This window comes from Sinomonas susongensis, from assembly GCF_005877005.1.
GTDB lineage: Bacteria > Actinomycetota > Actinomycetes > Actinomycetales > Micrococcaceae > Sinomonas > Sinomonas susongensis.
Genome location: NZ_SSNH01000012.1, coordinates 63,637 through 82,957 on the forward strand (window position 1 = coordinate 63,637; position 19,321 = coordinate 82,957).

22 protein-coding genes are annotated in these 19,321 nt (G+C 69.1%); 17 read left to right on the top strand and 5 right to left on the bottom strand.

The features are described from left to right. Nucleotides 1–14 precede the first annotated feature (14 nt). On the bottom strand, nucleotides 15–1,217 hold the full coding sequence (locus E6A21_RS15085) for a Gfo/Idh/MocA family protein (RefSeq protein ID WP_138444976.1): 1,203 nt from the start codon (nucleotides 1,215–1,217) through the stop codon (nucleotides 15–17). Between the two features lie 272 nt (nucleotides 1,218–1,489). On the opposite strand from E6A21_RS15085, the gene E6A21_RS15090 reads away from it, so the two are divergent. From E6A21_RS15090 to E6A21_RS15165, 16 genes are all read left to right on the top strand, one after another. After that, nucleotides 1,490–2,527 (top strand): LacI family DNA-binding transcriptional regulator, encoded by a 1,038-nt coding sequence (locus E6A21_RS15090; protein ID WP_138444977.1) that lies wholly within the window; start codon nucleotides 1,490–1,492, stop codon nucleotides 2,525–2,527. Nucleotides 2,528–2,778: 251 nt separating this feature from the next. Then, nucleotides 2,779–4,302 (top strand): ABC transporter permease, encoded by a 1,524-nt coding sequence (locus E6A21_RS15095; RefSeq protein ID WP_138444978.1) that lies wholly within the window; start codon nucleotides 2,779–2,781, stop codon nucleotides 4,300–4,302. Between the two features lie 104 nt (nucleotides 4,303–4,406). After that, nucleotides 4,407–5,075 carry an ABC transporter ATP-binding protein gene (locus E6A21_RS15100; protein ID WP_138445008.1) on the top strand — a complete coding sequence of 223 codons (669 nt, stop codon included), beginning with the start codon at nucleotides 4,407–4,409 and terminating at the stop codon, nucleotides 5,073–5,075. Between the two features lie 124 nt (nucleotides 5,076–5,199). Further along, nucleotides 5,200–5,937 (top strand): SDR family NAD(P)-dependent oxidoreductase, encoded by a 738-nt coding sequence (locus E6A21_RS15105; RefSeq protein ID WP_138444979.1) that lies wholly within the window; start codon nucleotides 5,200–5,202, stop codon nucleotides 5,935–5,937. Between the two features lie 504 nt (nucleotides 5,938–6,441). Further along, nucleotides 6,442–7,194, top strand: coding sequence for a hypothetical protein (locus E6A21_RS17975; RefSeq protein WP_171041432.1), 753 nt, complete (start codon nucleotides 6,442–6,444; stop codon nucleotides 7,192–7,194). 24 nt (nucleotides 7,195–7,218) lie between these two features. Further along, the gene (locus E6A21_RS15115) at nucleotides 7,219–8,472 is read left to right on the top strand and encodes an SRPBCC family protein (RefSeq protein WP_138444981.1); all 1,254 of its coding nucleotides are present in this window, start codon (nucleotides 7,219–7,221) and stop codon (nucleotides 8,470–8,472) included. A gap of 73 nt (nucleotides 8,473–8,545) precedes the next feature. Then, entirely contained in the window at nucleotides 8,546–8,947 is a 402-nt protein-coding gene (gvpJ, locus tag E6A21_RS15120; protein ID WP_138444982.1) for a gas vesicle protein GvpJ, read from the top strand. Nucleotides 8,948–8,949: 2 nt separating this feature from the next. Continuing rightward, nucleotides 8,950–9,699 carry a GvpL/GvpF family gas vesicle protein gene (locus tag E6A21_RS15125; protein ID WP_138444983.1) on the top strand — a complete coding sequence of 250 codons (750 nt, stop codon included), beginning with the start codon at nucleotides 8,950–8,952 and terminating at the stop codon, nucleotides 9,697–9,699. Next, the gene (locus tag E6A21_RS15130) at nucleotides 9,699–9,947 is read left to right on the top strand and encodes a gas vesicle protein GvpG (protein ID WP_138444984.1); all 249 of its coding nucleotides are present in this window, start codon (nucleotides 9,699–9,701) and stop codon (nucleotides 9,945–9,947) included. Before E6A21_RS15125 ends, E6A21_RS15130 begins: the two co-directional genes overlap by 1 nt. Nucleotides 9,948–9,950: 3 nt before the next feature. Then, nucleotides 9,951–10,655 carry a gas vesicle protein GvpO gene (gene gvpO / locus E6A21_RS15135; protein WP_138444985.1) on the top strand — a complete coding sequence of 235 codons (705 nt, stop codon included), beginning with the start codon at nucleotides 9,951–9,953 and terminating at the stop codon, nucleotides 10,653–10,655. A gap of 69 nt (nucleotides 10,656–10,724) precedes the next feature. After that, nucleotides 10,725–11,423, top strand: a complete 699-nt coding sequence (gene gvpJ / locus E6A21_RS18325) for a gas vesicle protein GvpJ (RefSeq protein WP_138444986.1) — start codon at nucleotides 10,725–10,727, stop codon at nucleotides 11,421–11,423. Continuing rightward, complete coding sequence (locus tag E6A21_RS18330; protein ID WP_138444987.1) at nucleotides 11,424–12,512, top strand: gas vesicle protein; 1,089 nt, start codon at nucleotides 11,424–11,426, stop codon at nucleotides 12,510–12,512. Next, entirely contained in the window at nucleotides 12,490–12,813 is a 324-nt protein-coding gene (locus E6A21_RS15150) for a gas vesicle protein K (RefSeq protein WP_138444988.1), read from the top strand. The genes E6A21_RS18330 and E6A21_RS15150 overlap by 23 nt, the downstream gene beginning before the upstream one ends. Beyond that, nucleotides 12,810–13,604, top strand: a complete 795-nt coding sequence (locus E6A21_RS15155) for a GvpL/GvpF family gas vesicle protein (protein ID WP_138444989.1) — start codon at nucleotides 12,810–12,812, stop codon at nucleotides 13,602–13,604. Before E6A21_RS15150 ends, E6A21_RS15155 begins: the two co-directional genes overlap by 4 nt. Continuing rightward, nucleotides 13,601–13,957, top strand: a complete 357-nt coding sequence (locus E6A21_RS15160) for a non-heme iron oxygenase ferredoxin subunit (RefSeq protein WP_138444990.1) — start codon at nucleotides 13,601–13,603, stop codon at nucleotides 13,955–13,957. Before E6A21_RS15155 ends, E6A21_RS15160 begins: the two co-directional genes overlap by 4 nt. Nucleotides 13,958–13,960: 3 nt before the next feature. Continuing rightward, on the top strand, nucleotides 13,961–15,190 hold the full coding sequence (locus tag E6A21_RS15165; protein ID WP_138444991.1) for an NAD(P)/FAD-dependent oxidoreductase: 1,230 nt from the start codon (nucleotides 13,961–13,963) through the stop codon (nucleotides 15,188–15,190). Here the strand turns inward: E6A21_RS15165 and E6A21_RS15170 are convergent. Continuing rightward, entirely contained in the window at nucleotides 15,187–15,708 is a 522-nt protein-coding gene (locus E6A21_RS15170; RefSeq protein ID WP_138444992.1) for a gluconokinase, read from the bottom strand. The genes E6A21_RS15165 and E6A21_RS15170 overlap by 4 nt on opposite strands. A gap of 252 nt (nucleotides 15,709–15,960) precedes the next feature. Here E6A21_RS15170 and E6A21_RS15175 point away from each other — a divergent pair, with 252 nt between their 5' ends. Further along, complete coding sequence (locus tag E6A21_RS15175; protein ID WP_246036557.1) at nucleotides 15,961–16,626, top strand: FadR/GntR family transcriptional regulator; 666 nt, start codon at nucleotides 15,961–15,963, stop codon at nucleotides 16,624–16,626. 221 nt (nucleotides 16,627–16,847) lie between these two features. Here the strand turns inward: E6A21_RS15175 and E6A21_RS15180 are convergent, their stop codons facing one another. The 3 genes from E6A21_RS15180 to fbaA form a co-directional block, all read right to left on the bottom strand. Continuing rightward, nucleotides 16,848–17,483: a maltokinase N-terminal cap-like domain-containing protein gene (locus E6A21_RS15180; RefSeq protein ID WP_138444994.1), complete on the bottom strand. Its 636-nt coding sequence runs from the start codon at nucleotides 17,481–17,483 to the stop codon at nucleotides 16,848–16,850. Nucleotides 17,484–17,758: 275 nt separating this feature from the next. Beyond that, nucleotides 17,759–18,187 (bottom strand): DUF3151 domain-containing protein, encoded by a 429-nt coding sequence (locus E6A21_RS15185; protein WP_138444995.1) that lies wholly within the window; start codon nucleotides 18,185–18,187, stop codon nucleotides 17,759–17,761. An 18-nt stretch (nucleotides 18,188–18,205) separates the two neighbouring features. Further along, complete coding sequence (gene fbaA / locus E6A21_RS15190) at nucleotides 18,206–19,228, bottom strand: class II fructose-bisphosphate aldolase (RefSeq protein WP_138444996.1); 1,023 nt, start codon at nucleotides 19,226–19,228, stop codon at nucleotides 18,206–18,208. Nucleotides 19,229–19,321 lie beyond the last annotated feature (93 nt).

Sequence of the window (19,321 nt, forward strand, 5' to 3'; positions counted from 1 at the left end):
ACCTTTTCGCAGCCTCAGACCTTGGTCCAGCGCGACTCGTCCGCGGCGCTCGTTTCGACAGCTTCCAGGACGCGCTGAACCTGGAGGGCGTCGGCGAACGACGGCGCGGGCTGCTTCCCGGCCGCGATCGCCTCGACGAGGTCCACCACCTGATGGGTGAACGCGTGCTCGTAGCCGAGCCCGTGGCCCACGGGCCACCAGTGGCCGGTGTACGGGTGCTGGGGCTCTGTGACCTGGATCCGCCGGAAGCCGGCGTTCGGCTCCTCAGCGGCGTCGTAGTACCAGAGCGAGTTCATGTCCTCGAAGTCGAAGGCGAGCGAGGCCTTCGAGCCGTTGAGCTCGAGCCGCATGGCGTTCTTCCGGCCCAGCGCGAACCTCGTCGCCTCGAACACGCCGATCGCCCCCGCCGAGCCCGCCCCAGCCGCGCGGGCGCCCCCGTCGAACCGCGCGGAGAAGATCGCCGCGTCGTCGACCGTCACGGGGCCCTTCGGCCCCTCGGTCCCGCCGTGGCCGCCCAGGCCCACGAAGTCCCCGCCCACGGGCCGTTCCTTCACGAAGGTCTCCAGCAGCGCCGAAACCCCTGTGATGCTCTGGCCCGTGACCCACTGGGCCGCGTCGATGATGTGGGCCCCGATGTCCCCGAGGGAGCCCGAGCCCGACTTTGCCTTGTCGAGGCGCCACGTCAGCGGGGCGTTCTCGTCAGTGAGCCAATCCTGGAGGTACTGGGCCCGCACGTGCCGGATCGTCCCCAGCGCGCCTGAGTCCACGAGCCGCTTGGCCAGGGAGAGCGCAGGCGTGCGGCGGTACGAGAAGCCGCACATCGACGCGACGCCGCGGGCAGCGGCCGCGTCTGCAGCCGCCGTCATCCGCTCCGCCTCGGCGACCGAGTTCGCCAGCGGCTTCTCGCACAGCACGTGCTTTCCCGCCTCGAGGGCCGCGATCGCAATCTCGGCATGGGTGTCCCCGGGGGTGCAGATGTCGATGAGGTCGATGTCGTCCCGCTCGATCAGCCGGTGCCAGTCCGTCTCCGTCGACTCCCAGCCCAGCTTCGAAGCGGCAGCCGCGACACGCTCGGGATCCCGTCCCGCGACCGCTGCCAGCTGGGGGGCCAGCGGCAGGTCGAAGAACCGCGGCGCCGTCCGCCACGCGTGGGAGTGTGCAGCTCCCATGAAGGCGTACCCGACCATGCCCACGCGCAGCGGCTTCGGGTTTGTCATGTTGCTCCCTTCCCACGGAGGCTCATCCGACGTCTCGTCAAAGCGGTACCCGACGAGGTCGGAACGCGCTCCGTGCTGCCGGTCGCTGGCGATCGAAACTTTTCGCCGATTTGTCGGCAGCAAAGTCACGGTAGGACGTGACTCGCGTCACGGTCAAGGGGTTTCCGCGAAAAAGTTCAGAACCTAAACGAATCAGATTCCGCGCGTTGACGGATGAGGACATGTCTCGCAGACTGTGCACAGCGAAATCCTTTCGAAAGCTCAGGATCCTCATGACCCTCACGGGCAGGAAGCCCACCCTCGCCGCAATCGCACGTCTCACGGGCGTCTCGACGCCCACGGTGTCGAAGGTCGTCAACGGGCGCGAGGACGTCGCCGCGGAGACCCGCGCCAAAGTGCTCGCGGCCCTCGAGGAAACCGGCTACCAGTCCCCGGCCCAGCGCCGGACGACGGCGCGCACCTCCGTAGTCGAGGCCGTGTTCGACTCGATCGACTCGAACTACGCCTCGTCCGTGCTCGACGGCATCCTCGCCCAGGCCGCCTCCGCCGGCGTCGAGGTCGTGCTGAGCGTCACCGGGAGTGCGCCGTCGAGCGGCCTCGACTTCGAGCGGCGAGCCCAGCACACGGTCGACGAGGACCGCTCCGGCATCATCGTCGTCACGTCGGCGTTCACCGAGTCGCACCTGGCCGCCTTCCACCGGCGGCGCGTCCCCGTCGTCGTCATCGACCCGCTCAACCCGCCCTCATCCGACGTCGTGAGCGTCGGGGCAACCAACTGGGCCGGGGGCAGGGCGGCCGCCGAACACCTGCTCGACCTCGGGCATCGTCGGATCGCCTACCTCGGAGGGCCCGACTCCGCCGAATGCAGCCAGGCCAGGCTCCACGGCTACCTGTCCGCGCTCATGTCGGCCGGCATCGAGGTCGACCCGGAGCTGATCCTCCACGGGAAGTTCCGCCCCGAGCACGGCGTCGAGGGCCTCACCGCCCTCCTTGCACTGGACCAGCGACCCACCGCCATCTTCGCCGGGAGCGATTCGATCGCCGTCGGCGTGCTCCGCGAAGCCCGGCAGCGCGGGATCCGCGTGCCCGAGGAGCTGAGCCTCGTGGGCTTCGACGGCACGGCTCTCGCCGAGGACTCGGTCCCCGCGCTCACGTCGGTCGCGCAGCCGCTCCACGACATGGGGCGCACGGCCCTGCGGACCCTCCTGCGCCAGGCCCGCGGGGAGCAGCTCGACTCGCACCGCGTCGAGCTCGCGACACAGCTCGTGGTCCGCGAGTCGACGGCCCCCATCTCCACCCCCACCCCCTGACCGTTTCGGGTACAGAAACTCCCCTCCCCCAACCGTCTCGGGTACACCAACTCCCCTCCCCCAAGCGTTTCGGGTACAGAAGGGGGCGATCATCTGTACCCGAAACGCTCAAAAGAAGGGGTATCTGTACCCGAGACGATGGAGAGACGGGAGGGTACACAGCGGGGGCACAGCATCCTTCTGTCCGCCCCATAGGGTCCCTTCCTACCGTCGGTGTAGGCGCGGCGAGGGTCCGCGCAACGGAGGAACCCATGTTTGCTCGGTACCTGCGGCGCGAGCTGTCAGGCAGACGGAAACAGACCGTCATCATCGCCATCGCCTTGGCACTAGCCATTGCCCTTGTCATCGTCGTCAACGCCCTCTCTGCGGGCGTCCGGGACGCCCAGAAGGCAGCCCTGGCAAGCGTGTACGGCGTCGGGACGGACATCACCGTCACCCAGGCCCCCGCGGCTCCCGGCTCGGGGACCCAGGGCCCGCGCTTCCAGTTCAACGGAGGCAATGACAGCAGCCAGGGCTCGTCGACGTCGGTCAACCAGTCCCGTCTCATCTCCGGCCGCGGGTCGGCGACCTTCGACTCAACCTCGCTCGCCACGGTGCAGAAGACCTCGGGCGTGCAGGCCGCGTCAGCGGCCCTCTCACTCACGAACGTCACGCTCAACGGCCAGGTGGCGCAGCAGAACGGCACTGGCGCTGCCCCCACGGCGGCGCCGACGGCCCCCTCGCAGACCGGCGAGTCGCAGAGCGGCACGACCCGTCGCGGCTTCGGCGGCAACTTCGGCGTCGACTCCTTCAGCGTGCTCGGCGTCGACGGCAACGCAGGTACTGTTGGGCCCCTCGCCTCGGCCACGGTCTCGAAGGGCCGCGCGCTCGGCGCGCAGGACGTCGGCCAGCACAACGCTGTGGTCGATTCCTCGTACGCGACCACCGCGAACCTCTCGCTGGGCGGCACGATCAACGTGGGCGGCCAGAACTTCACGATCGTAGGCATCGTCTCCGCCACCGGCTCTGACTCGCAGACGGCCTCGGACGTCTACATCCCGCTCGACGTCGCCCAGACCCTCTCGACCGAGACCGGCAAGGTCAGCACCGTGTACGTCCAGGCTGCGTCCTCGGACCAGGTCTCGACCCTCAAGACGGACCTCCAGAAGGCGCTGCCGTCGCAGACGATCAACACCCAGGCCGACCTCGCCTCGAACGTCTCCGGATCGCTTTCCACGGCGTCCGGCCTCATCTCGGGCCTCGGCACGTGGCTCTCTGTGGCCGTCCTCGCCGCGGCCTTCCTGCTCGCGGCGCTCCTCACCCTCTCCGGCGTCTCCCGCCGCACCCGCGAGTTCGGAACGCTCAAGGCGATCGGCTGGCGCAACGGCCGCATCGTGCGCCAGGTCGCGGGCGAGTCGATCGTCCAGTCGCTCATCGGCGGCGTCGTGGGCATCGCAGTGGGCCTGATCGCGGTCCTGGTCATCAACATGTTCGCCCCGACGCTCAGCGCGGGGACGAGCGGTGGCCGCACCTTCGGCGGTGCTGCCCGGCAGGCGGGCAGCGCCGCAGGGTCAGCGGCCCAGAACGGGGGCGGCGGCTTCGGCGGCGGCGGGGGCGGTGGCTTCGCCGGCTTCGGCGGCTCGGCAACGCACGTCGCGCTGGGCGCCCCGGTGACCCCCGCCGTCGTCCTCATCGCGGTGGGCATCGCAATCCTCGGCGGCCTGATCGCCGGCGTCGTCGGCGGCTGGCGCGCAGCTCGCCTGCAGCCCGCAGAAGCCCTGAGGAGCCTGGCCTGATGAGCATCGAGAACAAAGCAGCGGAGGAACCCGTGCAGGATCAGACCAGCATTCAGAACCCTGCCGTCGCGGCAGCTCCCGAGGGCCAGACCACCAAGGCCCCGATGTTCCAGCTCGAGGACGTCGGCAAGACGTACAAGCAGCACAAGCGGGAGGTCCGCGCGCTCGACGGCGTGTCCCTTTCGATCCCGGCAGGCCAGCTCGTCGCGGTCCAGGGGCCGACGGGCGGCGGGAAGTCGACGCTCCTCCAGATGCTCGGTGCGCTCGACCGGCCCACGGAAGGCACCGTGCGACTCGCGGGCCGGGAGATCTCCCGCCTCCACGACCGCGAACTCGCCGACATCCGGGCGACCGAGGTGGGCTTCGTCTTCCAGTCGTTCAACCTGATCCCTACCCTCACCGCTCAGGAGAACGTCGAGATGGGCCTCGAGCCGCTGCGCCTCAAGCCGGCGGAGCGCGGGGAACGTGCCACTCAGGCTCTCGCGTCGGTCGGCCTGGCTGATCGTGCAGGCCACCGGCCGGGCGAGCTCTCCGGCGGCCAGCAGCAGCGCGTCGCGATCGCTCGGGCGCTCGCGAAGCAGCCGAAGGTCCTCCTCGCCGACGAGCCGACGGGCAACCTCGACGAAGGCACGCGCGACGAAATCATGGACCTCTTCGAGGGGCTGTGGCGCGAGGGCCTGACGATCGTGCTCGTCACGCACGATTCCTCAGTCGCCCGCCGCGCCGAGCGGCGCCTGCGGATCGCGGGCGGAAAGCTGACCGAGAAGCGTTAGGCGCAAACGGACGACGGCGGGCGGCGGCTTCCTTTCGGAGGCCGCCGCCCGCCGTTTCCGGCCCCGTGTTCGACGCTTCGTCGTGCGGAGATCCGGGTTTCGACCCTTGTGAGAGGATCCGAAGGTGGAATTGAACGAGGCAGTGGTGATCGTGACTGGCGCGTCCTCCGGAATCGGAGCGGCGACGGCGCGGGAGGCCGCGGCCGCGGGCGCTCGGCTCGTCCTCGCGGCACGGCGCTATGAGCGGATCGCGGCGCTCGCCGAGGAGCTCCCCGACGCGATCGCCGTTCGATGCGACGTGACCGACAGCGACCAGATCCGTGGGCTCGTCGATGCGGCGCTCGACCGCTACGGACGGATCGACGTCCTCGTGAACAATGCGGGCCAGGGCCTCCATGAACCCCTCGAGCACGTGGCACCCGACGATTTCCGGGCGATCCTCGAACTCAACGTCGTGGCGCCGCTTGCTGCGATGCAGGCCGTGCTCCCCACCATGCGTGCGCAGGGCTCCGGCAGCATCGTCAATGTCAGTTCGGGCACCGTGCTGCGGCCGGTGCCCGGTGTGGGCGCATACGCGGCGTCGAAGGCAGCGCTCAGCATGCTCTCGAGTGTTGCGCGGGCTGAGCTCGCGGACGAGGGCGTTGTTGTCTCCACCGTCTACCCCTTCATCACGGCGACGGAGTTCCACCAGGTTCTCCGCGCAGGTGCCGGTCCGGCGAGGCACGCGGGAGGCCCGCAACCGCAGACGGCGGAGCAGGTCGCCGAGGTGATCCTCGATCTCGTGCGGTCAGGGGCGGAACGAGCTGACCTCATCCCGGCGAGGTTCGGCGGCTCCTATGAGGGCGAGGGCTCGCCGGCCTGAGAAGGGAATACCGGCCTGCCCCCAAGCCGTCAAATACGCCCAGCCACGGGAAAAGTCCAGACTCGTCGCACCGCAATCGCTTGATTTGGCTCACCGCCTGCGGGTAACAGGGGTGCATGTACGCGAGGCCCTTCAGCAGCCTCGGCTCGCCATTGCACCCTAGCGAGCAGAGAGGCCGTGTGGGATCGTGAGGTCACGCTGGAAGGCCATTCGCTTTCCGGCGCATAGCTCCGCATTCGAGCCCGACTCCGCCTGAGCCGCCGCCCTGGACGGAGCAAATACATATCTAATGCAGCCTTAACACGGATGGAGGCTCCCGTGGACGGTAGGGCGAAATTAACAGCCGTATTGCTCGGCGGCTACCTGCTGGGCAGGACCAAAAAACTGAGACTGGCCATAACGGTGGCCGGGGCCCTTGGAGGCCGACAACTGATGGCCCACCGCGGTGACATTGTCGGTAGGGCTACCAAGGCCCTCGATTCGTCCCCCGAGGCAAAGCATCTCGTGGACCAGATCACTGGAACCCTCGCACAGGCCGCCCGAGGCGCGGCCATGACCGCGGCGGCCAAGGGCGTCGGATCCCTCAGCGAAAATCTGCAGAACCGGGCGGAAAAGCTCAAGGCTCCCAAGGAGGCCGCCGGACAGGCAGCCGGAACCGCGACGGAGACCGCCGGAAAGGCGACCGGCGCCGCAGGCCAGGCAGCCGGATCCGCAACCGGCGCCGCAGGGCAGACCGTCGGGTCCACGGCAGGACTCGCCGCTGCTGCGCTGCGCAAGCGGCCCAAGGGACGCAAGCCCGAGGAGGAGGAACCCGAGGCCGAGGAGCCCGAGGACCAAGAGCCACGGGACGAAGAGCCCCGGGACGAGGATCAGGGTCCGCAGGACGAGGAGCAGGAGGACGAGGAGCCGGAGGAAAAGGGCGAAGAGCCCCAGGACGAAGGCGAGGAGCCCGAAGAACCCGAGGAAGAGGGCGGCGAGGAGCCCCAGGACGAGGAGCAGGGTCCAGAGGACGAGGAAGAAGAGCCCGAGGAAGAGCCCGAGCAGCCGGCCGCTCGTGAAGATCGCGGCGGCTCGGACAGTGACGGCTCGGACCAAGGCGAGGACTCCCCGAACGGCCGCAGCAGTTCTGGCGGCCAGAAGCCAGTCCAGCGCCCTGCCCGCCCCCGTCCGTCAGGGCCGCGTCCCGCCGCTGAACGGCGGGGAGGTCCCCGGCGTGCGACCTCGTCCGGGCGGTCCTCCAAGCCGTCGTCCGAATAGACCTGTCGTCAGAGGAGACACGCCATGGAGGCAAAGGCAGACTCCGGAACCCTGACCGACAAGCTCGGTCTGGGCGGCCTGAAGGACGCGGCGGGCAGCTTCGCGTCCTCGCTCGTGAACAATGGCATCGGCAAGGTCAGTGACCGTGTCGAGGGCCTTACCGGAAAGCTCAGTGACTTCACTGAGGGCAAGTCCTCGGGGACCAGCATCAAGGACAAGGCGGTCAGCGAGGGCATCAAGGCGAAGCTGCAGGGCAAGAGCCCTGCTATGGCCGCCGTCGGGGGAGCGCTGACCGGCGTGAAGGACAAGGTGAAGGACACCGTCGCCGCTGGCGCCCAAGCTCTCACGGGCGGCAGGGGAGGCCGAGGCAGCCGGAAGCAGAAGCTGGTCAATATCGTCGAATGGGTCGACGTAGGTGTTCCCGTCAAGGTCGCCTACAACCAGTGGACCGAATTCGAAGAGTGGTCCGACTTCATGAAGAAGGTCAAGAACGTCGAGCACGACAGGGACAACGGAAAGGTCTCATTCAAGGGCCAGGTATTCCTCTCCCACCGCACCTGGGAATCCCAGATCAAGGAGATGGTTCCCGACGACAGGATCATCTGGAAGTCGAAGGGGCAAAAGGGCCATCTTGACGGGGCGGTCACTTTCCACGAATACGGACCGCGCCTGACGAAGATCTGTGCCGTCGTCGAGTATTACCCGCAGGGACTATTCGAGAAGACAGGCCAGATCTGGCGTGCTGTCGGCCGGCGTGTGCGGGTCGAGCTGAAGCGCTATGTCCGCCACGTCATGACGTCGACGATCCTCGATCCCGAGGCAGCCGAGGGCTGGCGCGGCGAGATCCGTGACGGCGAGATCGTCCGCACGCACGAGGAGGTCGTGGAAGAGGAGCAGCGCCAAGCCGACGAGCAGCGTCAGGCCGAGGAGGATCAGCAGCGGGGCGAAGAGGAACCCGAGGAGGGAGAGGGCCAGGACGAGTACGACGAATACGACGAGGAGGGTGAAGGCGGCGAGTCCGAGGGCGAGGAGACCGAAGGAACCGAGGAAGAGCCCGAAGACGAATACGACGACGAGTACGACGAGGGCGAGACTCGCGACGGGCAGCGGAACGCCGAAACGGACGAGGGCGAAGGGGAGTCCGAGGACGAGTACGAAGACGAGGAAGAGGAAGAGCCCGAGGACGAGTACGAGGACGAAGAGGAGCCTGACGAGGAGGCCGACGATCAGGGCAGCAGCCACGACCGCGAGCCCTCCGGAAGCCGTGGACGCCGATGAGTCCCACCGCCGAAGCCGACACAATCACGCCCCACCGCAATCCTTCGCGCTAGAGCCAAGCTAGGAGTGGACCATGAGCAACACGGCCATGCAGCCGCGAGGCGGTTACCTCGATCGCCCGCATTCCAGTTCCCTCGCAGACGTCCTCAACGTCATCCTCGACAAGGGCCTCGTCATCGACGCGTACGTTCGCGTATCGCTCGTTGGCATCGAGGTCCTCACCATCGACGCGAGGATCGTGATCGCGAGCGTCGACACCTACCTTCGCTTCGCCGAGGCCACCAATCGCCTTGATCTCGCACAGCAGGGCGGCAAAGGGCTTCCCGACATGATCAGCGACATGTCCGAAGGGGGCTCCCACGGCAAGACCAAGGGCATGATCGGCGGCGTCAAGGACGCCCTGGTCGGAGACCGGGACAAGGACGACGACAAGGAAGAGGCGCGTTCTTCCCGCCGGCGGAGGGATGAAGGGTAGGAATGGAGCCCGTATCGGAGATTTCCGTGAACCTCTACGTGTACGGCGTCGTTCCCGCGGAGGCCAAGATTCCCCGGCTCACCGGCCTCCAGGGGGAAGAGATCATGACCGTCCCTTCGGACGCGCATGCGGCACTCGTGTCCCCGCTTCCGGATCCCGAGGCGATCGGCACCCCGGACGACCTGTTGGCGCACAGCTCGGTGTTGGACCGAATTGCCGCGTCGGCCCCCGTCCTTCCGATGGTGTTCGGGACCGTCGTCCCCAACGTCGAGACCCTCACGGACGAAGTCCTGGAGCCGCAGTACGGCCTGTACGAGGAGAACCTGCGCCGAATAGGCGACGCCGCCCAGTTCTCCCTTCACGCGCGCTTCGTCCGGGACACCGTACTGGGCGAGCTCATTCGGGAGGAGGCCGAGATAGCCTCGCTCCGGGAGGCTATCTCGGGGACGTCGGAAGACGAGACCCGCGACGAGCGGATCCGTCTCGGGGAACTCATCGTGCAGGGACTCCAGCGCAAGGCCGAGGCCGAAGCGCCGCGCATCCGCTCGGTTCTCGAACCTCTCTCCCGGGAGACGGTCGAACGGGAAATCGGTCAGGCCGAGGACATCCTCGATCTGGCGGCACTCGTCGAGCGGGAACGCCAGGCCGAGTTCGAACAGGCAGCTGAGTCCCTCGCCCAGGAGAGCGCCGGCCGCATCACCTTCCGCCTCATCGGCCCGCAGGCGCCCTACGACTTCACCGGGGAGGTCTGATGGGTCTCATCTCGGGCCTCTTCGGGTTGCCGCTGGCTCCCGCGCGCGGGGTCGTCTGGGTGGCCGAGCGCCTCCAGGAGGAGGCAGAGCGCCAGTACTACGACCCGGGGACGATACGCCGCGAGCTCGAGGCAGTTGCCCGGGCCCGTGACGAGGGAAGCATTTCCGAAGAGGAGGCGGCAGACCTCGAGCGGGAGCTCGTGGCCCGCCTCCTCGAGGGCAATGCGCGGCGGAGGGAGGGACGCTGAGCAATGGCAGACGAAGAAGAACGCCCGGCTCCGCCCCGTCGCCGCGAGCCCGCGCGCGAACGCGGTCGGGAGGAGGCGCCACGCCGGACGAGACCGCCCGACGAGCGGCCCAGCCGGCCACGTCCCAGACCGGAGGAACGGGAGGGACGTGAGCAGCAGGACGAACGCCCCGAACGCCCCCGCCGTCCCAGACCCGAGGAACGGGAGGGACGCGAGCAGCGGGAGGGGCGTGAGCAGCAGGAGGGGCGCGAGCAGCAGGGTGAGCGTTCCGAGGCTCCGCCGAGGCGCAGGCCAGCCGAGGAGAGGTCCGACGACGACGACCGCTCGCAAGGGCGTGAGGACCGCAACCGGGACGAGCGCGAGCAGGAACCCGACGAGCAGGAGCACGAACCCGAGGAGCGGGAGAACGAGCAGCCCGAGCAGGAGCGCGAGCAGCCGTCCCCGCAGAAGCTCAGCACGACGCGCCTGGCCCAGAGCGCGGTCGCTCAGCTCCAGCAGCTCACGACACGGGAGATCGAGGCCGTGGTCGGGATGTCCCGCAACGAGAACGGCAACCTCACCGTGATCCTTGAAGTCGTGGAGAGCGCCCACTTCCCGGATTCGGCGGACATCATGGCGGAGTACTCCGTCGAGGTCGATCCCCAAGGAGAGCTCGTGAGCTACTCGCGGGGACCGCGCTATCAGCGGGGACGCCCGAGCGGCAAGTGACCCCCGAATCAACATCAACCAGCCAGAGAAGAGTGGGAGTCGGCGCAACAGACAGGCGGAAGCAATCGGATGAGCAGTGAAGGCGAGCGTTCCGAGCCCGGGCATTCTGCGCCCCGGACGGGGCGCTCGGGCGCGCCCAACTCACCCGGCGAGGCCAATTCCCCCTCTCCGTCGCGCTCCGACGTCGTCCCCTATTCCTCGCGCGGCCAGTCGTCGGCGCCCTACGCGCAGCGTCCGGCGTCGTCCCGCCCACCCCTCCAGCCCGAACGGAGCCGCGAGGGCACCCTCACGCACGTCATCGAGACCCTCCTCGACAAGGGCCTCGTCATCAACGCGGACATCACGGTCTCACTCGCAGGGGTCGAACTCCTCGGCATCCGGATCCGGGCTGCGCTCGCCTCGTTCGACACGGCGGCCCGCTACGGCCTCGACTTCCCCTCGGGCACGAACCGGAACACTGCCGCGTGGAACGACGTCATGGAGCGCAAGGAGACGTGCCCGCAGTGCGGGAAGCCTGCGCCCGTCGACCAGCTGCTGTATGAATTCTGTCCGTGGTGCGGGTGGAAGAGCGCGATCGCCATCCAGGGCAGCGGGCCCGACGGCGCGAGCTCGCACGGCGAGCCGGCCGACGGCGGTGAGCGGTCCGACGGCGGTGGGCGGTCCGATGGCAGTGAGACGGCCGACGGCGACGAGACGGCCAGAGGAGGGACGGCCGAGGAAGAGGGGTCGGGCGCCCACAGCGAAGCCGGCCCGGAGGGCGAGGGCTAGATGCCGCGCGACGCCGGCGAGCCGCCGCGCGACGAGCCGCAGGGCAGCGCACGCCCTCGGGCCCTCACCCCGAGCCGCGACTCGGAAGCCACCCTGTCGCGTCTCCTCGACACCCTGCTCACGAAGGGGGTGTACCTCGACCTCGACGCGATCATCACGGTCGCGGAGGTGCCCCTCATCGGCATCAGCCTCCGAGCGGCACTCGCCGGAATGGAGACCCTCCTCGAGTACGGGATGATGGACGACTGGGACGAGCGCACTCGCGCTTGGGCCCGCCGTTCCCTCCCCGCGGGGCTGGTGCTCGGCGAACATGAAGAAGTCGTCACGCGCATGCCCGGCTCGTCGTTCCGCGACGAGCCTCCGAACGGGTTCTGGCAGCCGGGCACCGTCTACCTGACGACCCAGAGGCTCATCGTGCACCGGCGGGAGCCTGCCGCGCTGCTCTGGGAGGCGCCGCTCGGGAGGATCTCCCACGTCGGGATCGTCAGCGAGCGGACGGTCGGCGGCGAAGCCGCCTCGCGCCTCGTCGTCAGGACGGACGACGGCGGCACCGCTCACCTCACTGCCGCGAGGCCTGACCAGCTCCGGGAACTGCTCGAGCAGACACGCGGTGCGCATACCGGGGAGTCCGGCAGGGCCCAGGGCAGACCGACCGAGGGCACGCCGACCGAGGGCAGGCCGACTAACGGCAGACCGACCGAGATCACGCCAGCCGAGGGCACCGCCACCCCTGTCCCGAACCGGGCGGACACGACCGTCGGGGAGGGCGAGCTCTGGTTCGCGGAGGCCAGAGCCGGCGGCGAAGCATGGCGCCGGGGAACGGGACGCTGTGACCGGAGCGCGGGCTTCACATGGCGCGGCGACGGCGACCGCCGCCCGGCGGTGAGGCTGCCGCCGTCGGACGTCCTCGCGGTCCGGGGCGGGAATGGCCAAGACGCCTCCGACGTCCCGGAGGGCCTGCAGCCCCTCGAGGTGGAGACTCGATCAGAGGTCGTCCGCCTCGCGACCGCGCAGCCAGACCAGTGGCTCGGCTGGCTCAGGCAGCTGACACCCGAGGAGGTGGACCATGAGCACACTAAGAATCGATGAGGACAACCTGAAGAACGGGGTCCTGACGCTCGTCGTGACGCTCGTCGAGGTCATCCAGGAGGCACTCGAGGCTCAGGCCGTGCGCCGCATCGAGGGCGGGTCGCTCACGGAGGAGGAACAGGATCGCCTCGGGAATGCCCTCCTCGAGCTCGACGAGGCAATGGCACAGCTCAAGCGCGACCACGGGATCAACGAGTCGGTCGAGGAGCTGCGGCGCGGCTTGGACGACATCGTGGCGGATCTGGTTGACAAGGTCACGAATCCGGGGCGCTGGGACGAAGGCCGGGAGGAACTCGGATGACCGCCGAAGGCCTGTACGTCTACGCCGTCGTCCCTCCGGGACTCGATTCCGCCTCCCTCGGGCGGGGCATCGACGGCGCCCCGCTCGAACTCTTGTCGGCCCGCGGGCGTGTGGCCGCCGTCGCCCACCGTCACGGCGAACCGCCGTACAGCGGGTCCGACGAGGCCGCACAGCGCCGGGTCCTCGAGCACGGGGAGGTGATCGAGCGATGCTGGGCGGCGACAAAGGCAGTGCTGCCCATGGGCTTCAACGTCATCGTCTCGCCGGGAGACGGCGCCTCGGCCGAGGATCGGCTCGTCGACTGGCTCGATCGCTCCGCGCCTGCGCTCGTGCGCCGGCTTGAGGCCCTGCGCGGGCTCGTCGAGCTGCGCGTCGAGATCTCGCTCCGCGAGGACGCCTCGAGCGTGGGGAGCGCCGAAGTGCGCGAGCTCGAAGAGAACCTCGGGGAGAGGCCGCCAGGAGTCCAGCGCCTGCTCCGGAGGCGGCTCGAATCGCTCCGCAGGGCAAGCGCGGAGGAGGCCGCCGATCGGCTGTACCCCGAGTATCGGCGCCGGCTCGCGCGGCTTGCCCGGGACCTCACGGAGAACGTCCGGGGCCATCCGCCTGAGGGCTGCGTCACCGTGCTGAACGTCGCCGTCCTCGCAGACGAGGAGGACATTCCCCGCCTCGGTACCGAGCTCGGGGATATCGAGGCGGAGGAGCCGGGCGTTCGTGTGACTTTCTTGGGTCCGTGGCCCCCGTTTTCCTTCGCCGACGTGCCCGACGTGCCGTCGGTAGAGTGGACCGCATGAGTGAGGGAATCGACGTCGGCAGCCCGGACGAAATCGAAGCGGGCACGGCGCGGGTGGTCGAACCCGAGGATTCGGGCTTCGTCGACCCTATCGCCGTCTTCCACACCGAATCAGGCTGCTTCTTCGCGCTCAACGACACGTGCACGCACGAGGAGGCCTCGCTCGCCGAGGGATGGATCGAGGGCGACACGGTCGAGTGCCCGCTGCACTCCTCGAGCTTCAACCTCCGCACCGGCAAGGTGCTCTGCCTGCCCGCGACCGAGGACGCTCGCACGCACAAGGTCGCCGTCGAGGACGGCCGCGTCGTCCTCTACCCGGGCGTGGCCGCCGACCCGGCCCGCGCCGCCGACTGAGGCGTGCAGCCGGCAGGTGGATCCGCTCGTCGGATCGTGGCCGTGGGCGGAGGGGTCGCGGCGTTCAGCGCGGCGAGCGAGCTGCGGGCGCGCGGCTATGACGGCGCACTGACCCTCCTCTCGCCCGAGGGCGCGCCGTACGACCGTCCGCCCCTCAGCAAGGGCTACCTCCTCGGAACCGAGGATGCCGCGAAGATCGCCCTGGCGGCTGAGGGGTGGTACGCCGAGCATGAGGTCGAAGTTGTCGCGGAGCGGGCCGTCGCGCTGCGGCCCGCTGAGGCCGCGGTGGAGCTGGGCGACGGCACGCTGCTCCGCGCGGACCGCGTCCTCCTCGCCACAGGCGCACGCCCCCGGCCGCTCGCCATTCCCGGCGGGGAGGCGGCGTACACGCTGCGGGACCGCGCTGACGCCGACGCTCTCCGCGGCATCCTCGTGCCCGAGGCGCGCGTCGTCGTCGTCGGTGCCGGGCTCATCGGCACGGAGGTCGCCTCAGCCGCCGTCAGCTTCGGGGCCCAGGTGACGCTCGTGGATCCTGTCGACCCGCCGCTCGTCCCCGCGGTCGGCGAGGCACTCGCGCGGCGGCTCCACGCCATGCACGCCGAGCATGGCGTGCGCAGCATCGCGTCGGTTCCCCTCGGCATCTCCGCGTCCGGCGACGGGTCGCACGTCGTCCGGCTCGCCGACGGTTCCGCTCTAGAGGCCGACGCCATCGTGGCGGGAATCGGGATCGTGCCCGCGTCTCGCCTCGCGGCCGAGGCTGGGATCGAGGTCGACGACGGCGTCCTCGTCGACGCTTCCGGGGCGACCACCAACCCCGCTGTGTTCGCGGCGGGCGACGTCTCGCGGCTTCGGAAGCCGGATGGGATCCTCGCCCGCAGGGCAGAGCATTGGGAGGCGGCCGTCCGCTCGGGGCAGGCGGCCGCGGCGAGCATGCTCGGCCAGGCGCCCCCGGAGACGGGAGCGCCCTGGTTCTGGTCGGATCGCTACGGGGTGCACGTCGAGGCGGTCGGGACGCTGGACGGGCGCGCTGGCGGGAGCACCGTGCTGCGCGAGGTCGATGGCGTCCCCCAAGCAGCGTTTCTCCTCGCCGACGACGGGCATCTCCTCGGAGCCGCCGCCGTCGACCTTCCGCTCCTGATCCGCGCGGCGCGGCGCATCATGGACCGCGGCCTCACCCCGGACCGGGCAGCCCTCGCTGACCCCGCGGTGCCCGCTCGGAGGCTCCTGCCCTAGGCGACGGGCAGGTGGAGGGTGGCTTGGATCGCGTTGACGAGGCTCTCGGGGGACTGCGCGATGTCGAGGCGCAGGCTTCCCGTCGCGTACTCTTCCGCGGTCAGGGGCTCGAGCGTTGCGAGCTGGCTCGGGAGCAGGCCCGTCGGCATGAAGTGGCCGGTCCGGCCTCCGATGCGCTCGGCAAGGAGTTCAGGCGAGCCGTCGAGGTGAGCGAAGATGACCCTGCCGTCGGCGGTGTCGAGGAGCCGGCGGTAGCTGCGCTTGAGCGCCGAGCAGGTCAGGACGGTGCTGCGGCCAACGGCGGCCTGGGCGGTCATCCAGTCGCGGATGCTGCAGAGCCACGGCCAGCGGTCCTCGTCCGTGAGGGGGACGCCGCTCGCCATCTTGTCGACGTTCGCCTGGGGGTGGAACTCGTCAGCCTCGGCCAGGACCCAGCCCAGCCGATCGGCCAGTGCTGCCGACACAGTCGTCTTGCCGGCTCCGGCCACACCCATGACCACGACATGCAGGGATTCCATTGCTACCTCCGCAGAAGACGTCGTTGGCTTCCGAAGAAGCGCCCATGCGGCCTGCGCCGCCTGTCAAAGATATCACCATTAGGTGAAATAGGTAATACTTTTGCGTGAGACTACTCACTCGAAAGGTCGGCACCGGTGAACACTCCCCCAGCGAACGACGACGGCGCGCTCGCCCCTCAAGGGACGGCCGACGACGCTCCGCTCGCCCCGACCCCGGCGGCTCCCTCCGACCCAGTCGGCCTCCACCGCCGCGTGCTCGACGCAGTGGGCGAGGCGATCTGCTCGGGACGGTACGAGGCCGGCCGGCGGCTCACCCTCGAGGAGCTCCAGCGCGAGCACGGCGTCTCGCGCACGGTTGCCCGTGACACGATGCGTGTGCTCGAGACGATGAGCCTCGTGACGTCGGGGCGCAGGGTCGGGATCGTGGTTCAGGACCCGTCGCGGTGGAACGTCTACGACCCCCAGCTCGTGCACTGGCGACTCGCGTCAGACCGGCGCGACGAACAGTACGCGTCGCTGACCGAGCTCCGCATCGCCGTCGAACCCGTCGCGGCCGGGGGGGCGGCACGGCGGGCAAGCGGCACCCAACGCCTCGAGCTCGTGCGTCTGGCTGCCGAGCTCCAGCGCCTCGGCCAGGGCGGCGACCTCGAGGCCTTCCTCGCGGCCGACATCGCGTTCCACCGGCTCATCCTGCGCAGCAGCGGCAATGAGATGTTCGCGGCCCTCGACGGCATGGTCTCCGAAGTGCTCACGAGCCGGACCCGTCAGGGACTCATGCCGTTTCATCCCCGGGACGAGGCGCTGGAGGCCCATCACCGGGTGGCTCAGGCCATCGCCGACGGGGACGCCGCGCGCGCCGAGTCCGCGATGCGCGAGGTACTCCACGAGGTCCGCGCCGCACTCCACCTCAACGCCTAACCCATCTCGGGTACAGAAACTGCCCCCACCAACCCATCTCGGGTACACAAACGCCCCCCACCAACCCATCTCGGGTACATAAACGGCCCCCACCGACCCATCTCGGGTACACAAACGCCCCCCACCAACCCATCTCGGGTACATAAACGGCCCCCACCGACCCATCTCGGGTACACAACCTACCCCCACCAACCCATCTCGGGTACAGAAACGGCCGTCGTCTAGGCAAACGCAGCGATGACGTCCGCTTCATCGGACCATTCCGCAACGAGCGCGGGGCTGCCGACGACGTACCTGCCGAGTCTCCGAGCGACACGAAGGAGGCCGCCGCCGACACTCAGCTGCTCGACAGCGTCGGTGGCTGCGCCAGGGGCCCCATCCGCCGACTGGCTTCCCGGTACCGATCGGCTTCCATCAACCGAGAACCGAAGCCGCACATCGGATTCGCGGCGCCCCACAACGTCTGCCCCAGCGTGCAGCTCGAGCACGGCTTGCTCCTGTTGGCCCCGGGCCGCCTTCGCCAGTGCGGCGACCGCGACGGGATCGCCAAGACCGTCGTAGACCCAGCGTCTGCCGAGGACAGAGTGCTCCATCGTCCCGAGCAGCGCACTTTCCGCGCCCTTGAGGGGAGCCCCACGGTACGTCAGCAGCACGTGAAGCACGGCGCCGCAGCCACCAAGGAGAAATCCCTCGATCCCGACCTCTCCCTCCGGGTCGTCGAAGCGATAAGTGCCCAGGCGCGCGAGCGACAGGGGCTCTGAACTCTCCTCGATGTGAGCCCAAGGCTGGGATTCGAGCCACTGCCCAAGGAGCTCGAGCTTGCCGGGGACGAGGGTTGCTTCATGAATGACTGCCACGCGGCTCATACTGCCATGGGCGCCCGCGGCTTTCCTGTCCCCGAGAACGACGACGGAGGGTGCCTTTCCCAGGGAAGGGACCCTCCGTCGTCGTACCCGAAAGGGTCAGGGGCAGGATTGTCTGTACCCGAGACGGTCAGGGGCAGGATTATCTGTACCCGAGACGGTCTGGGGCAGGATTATCCGTACCCGAGACGGTCAGGGGCAGGATTGTCCGTACCCGAGACGGTCGGTGGGGACGGGTGGCGGTCCGCACCCCACTCGTCGCCCAGCTCCTAGTGGCCGAGCTCCCGGATCGCCTTCCTGGCGGTCGGGTCCGACTCGTCGAGGAACTTCTCGATCCGCTCGGGCTCGCCGTCCTCCCCGATTGCGGACGCCGCCCGCCCGAGGTCGTACAGGGCCCGAAGGAGCCCTTGGTTCGGCTCGTGCTCCCACGGCACGGGCCCGGCCCCGCGCCAGCCGTTGCGGCGCAGGGCGTCGAGACCGCGGTGGTATCCGACGCGGGCGAACGCATAGGCCTCGACCACATCACCGGCTGACCACGCGTCCTCCGAGAGGAGCGCCCACAGGAGTGAGGATTCGGGATGCTTCACCACGAGCTCGCGCGGGGACTGCCCCGTAGCAAGCGCCTGGTACACCTCGGTCTCGGCCGGAAGCCGCGTGGCTTCAGGGCCGAGGAGGTTGGTGCGGAATTCGTCGCTCATTGTCGGTCCTCTTGAGGGCTACTTGATGGACTTGCCCTCGGAACCGAGCTGCCGGGCCGCCTCGACGACACGGGCAGCCATGCCGGCTTCGGCCGAAGCACCCCAGACCCGCGGGTCGTAGGTCTTCTTGTTGCCGACTTCGCCGTCGACCTTGAGGACACCGTCATAGTTCTTGAACATGTGGCCGGCCACAGGGCGAGTGAAGGCGTACTGCGTGTCGGTGTCGATGTTCATCTTGATGACGCCGAAAGAGACAGCGTCCGCGATCTCCTGCCCGCTCGAGCCCGAGCCGCCGTGGAACACGAGGTCGAACGGGCGGTCCTTGCCGATCTTGGCGCCGACCTCGGCCTGGATCTCCTTGAGGATCTCGGGCCGGAGCTTGACGTTGCCCGGCTTGTAGACGCCATGGACGTTGCCGAACGTGAGCGCGGTGATGTACCGGCCGTTCTCGCCCGCGCCGAGGGCCTCGACGGTGGCAAGGCCGTCGGAGACGGTCGAGTACAGCTTCTCGTTGATCGCGTTCTCGACGCCGTCCTCCTCGCCGCCGACCGCGCCGATCTCGACCTCGAGGATCATCTTGGCGGCAGACGTGCGGGCCAGGAGGTCCTTCCCGACGCGCAGGTTCTCCTCGAGCGTCTCGGCCGAGCCGTCCCACATGTGCGAGTTGAACAGCGGGTCGCGGCCGGCCTTGACCTCGGCCTCCGAGGCCGCGAGGAGCGGCAGGACGAAGCCGTCGAGCTTGTCCTTGGGGCAGTGGTCGGTGTGGAGGGCGATGTTGACGTCGTAGTTCTTCGCGACCTCGCGCGCGAACGCCGCGAAGCCGAGCGAACCGGCGACCATGTCCTTGACGGAAGCGCCGGACCAGTAGGCCGCGCCGCCCGTGGAGACCTGGATGATCCCGTCGGAGCCAGCCTCGGCGAAGCCGCGGATCGCCGCATTGAGCGTCTGGGACGAAGTGACGTTGACCGCCGGGAACGCGTAGCCGCCGTTCTTGGCGGCGTCGATCATCTCGACGTACTTCTCAGGGGTGGCGATAGGCATGGAATGTCCTCGATTCAGGTCCGTGCGGCAAAACTGCGCGGCGGTGTGCTGGCCACTTCACATCCTAGCGAGCGGTGCCGGGGCGGTGCCGTG

Bases quoted from the DNA above. Each gene is read 5' to 3' on its own strand.
- E6A21_RS15155 (WP_138444989.1), top strand. From the start codon at position 12,810: ATGACCGCCGAAGGCCTGTACGTCTACGCCGTCGTCCCTCCGGGACTC.
- gvpO (WP_138444985.1), top strand. From the start codon at position 9,951: ATGGCAGACGAAGAAGAACGCCCGGCTCCGCCCCGTCGCCGCGAGCCC.
- E6A21_RS15170 (WP_138444992.1), bottom strand. From the start codon at position 15,708: ATGGAATCCCTGCATGTCGTGGTCATGGGTGTGGCCGGAGCCGGCAAG.
- E6A21_RS15185 (WP_138444995.1), bottom strand. From the start codon at position 18,187: ATGAGCGACGAATTCCGCACCAACCTCCTCGGCCCTGAAGCCACGCGG.
- gvpJ (WP_138444982.1), top strand. From the start codon at position 8,546: ATGAGCAACACGGCCATGCAGCCGCGAGGCGGTTACCTCGATCGCCCG.
- E6A21_RS15115 (WP_138444981.1), top strand. From the start codon at position 7,219: ATGGAGGCAAAGGCAGACTCCGGAACCCTGACCGACAAGCTCGGTCTG.
- E6A21_RS15130 (WP_138444984.1), top strand. From the start codon at position 9,699: ATGGGTCTCATCTCGGGCCTCTTCGGGTTGCCGCTGGCTCCCGCGCGC.
- E6A21_RS15125 (WP_138444983.1), top strand. From the start codon at position 8,950: ATGGAGCCCGTATCGGAGATTTCCGTGAACCTCTACGTGTACGGCGTC.
- E6A21_RS15160 (WP_138444990.1), top strand. From the start codon at position 13,601: ATGAGTGAGGGAATCGACGTCGGCAGCCCGGACGAAATCGAAGCGGGC.
- E6A21_RS15100 (WP_138445008.1), top strand. From the start codon at position 4,407: ATGTTCCAGCTCGAGGACGTCGGCAAGACGTACAAGCAGCACAAGCGG.
- E6A21_RS15095 (WP_138444978.1), top strand. From the start codon at position 2,779: ATGTTTGCTCGGTACCTGCGGCGCGAGCTGTCAGGCAGACGGAAACAG.
- gvpJ (WP_138444986.1), top strand. From the start codon at position 10,725: ATGAGCAGTGAAGGCGAGCGTTCCGAGCCCGGGCATTCTGCGCCCCGG.
- E6A21_RS15085 (WP_138444976.1), bottom strand. From the start codon at position 1,217: ATGACAAACCCGAAGCCGCTGCGCGTGGGCATGGTCGGGTACGCCTTC.
- E6A21_RS18330 (WP_138444987.1), top strand. From the start codon at position 11,424: ATGCCGCGCGACGCCGGCGAGCCGCCGCGCGACGAGCCGCAGGGCAGC.
- E6A21_RS15150 (WP_138444988.1), top strand. From the start codon at position 12,490: ATGAGCACACTAAGAATCGATGAGGACAACCTGAAGAACGGGGTCCTG.
- E6A21_RS15090 (WP_138444977.1), top strand. From the start codon at position 1,490: ATGACCCTCACGGGCAGGAAGCCCACCCTCGCCGCAATCGCACGTCTC.
- fbaA (WP_138444996.1), bottom strand. From the start codon at position 19,228: ATGCCTATCGCCACCCCTGAGAAGTACGTCGAGATGATCGACGCCGCC.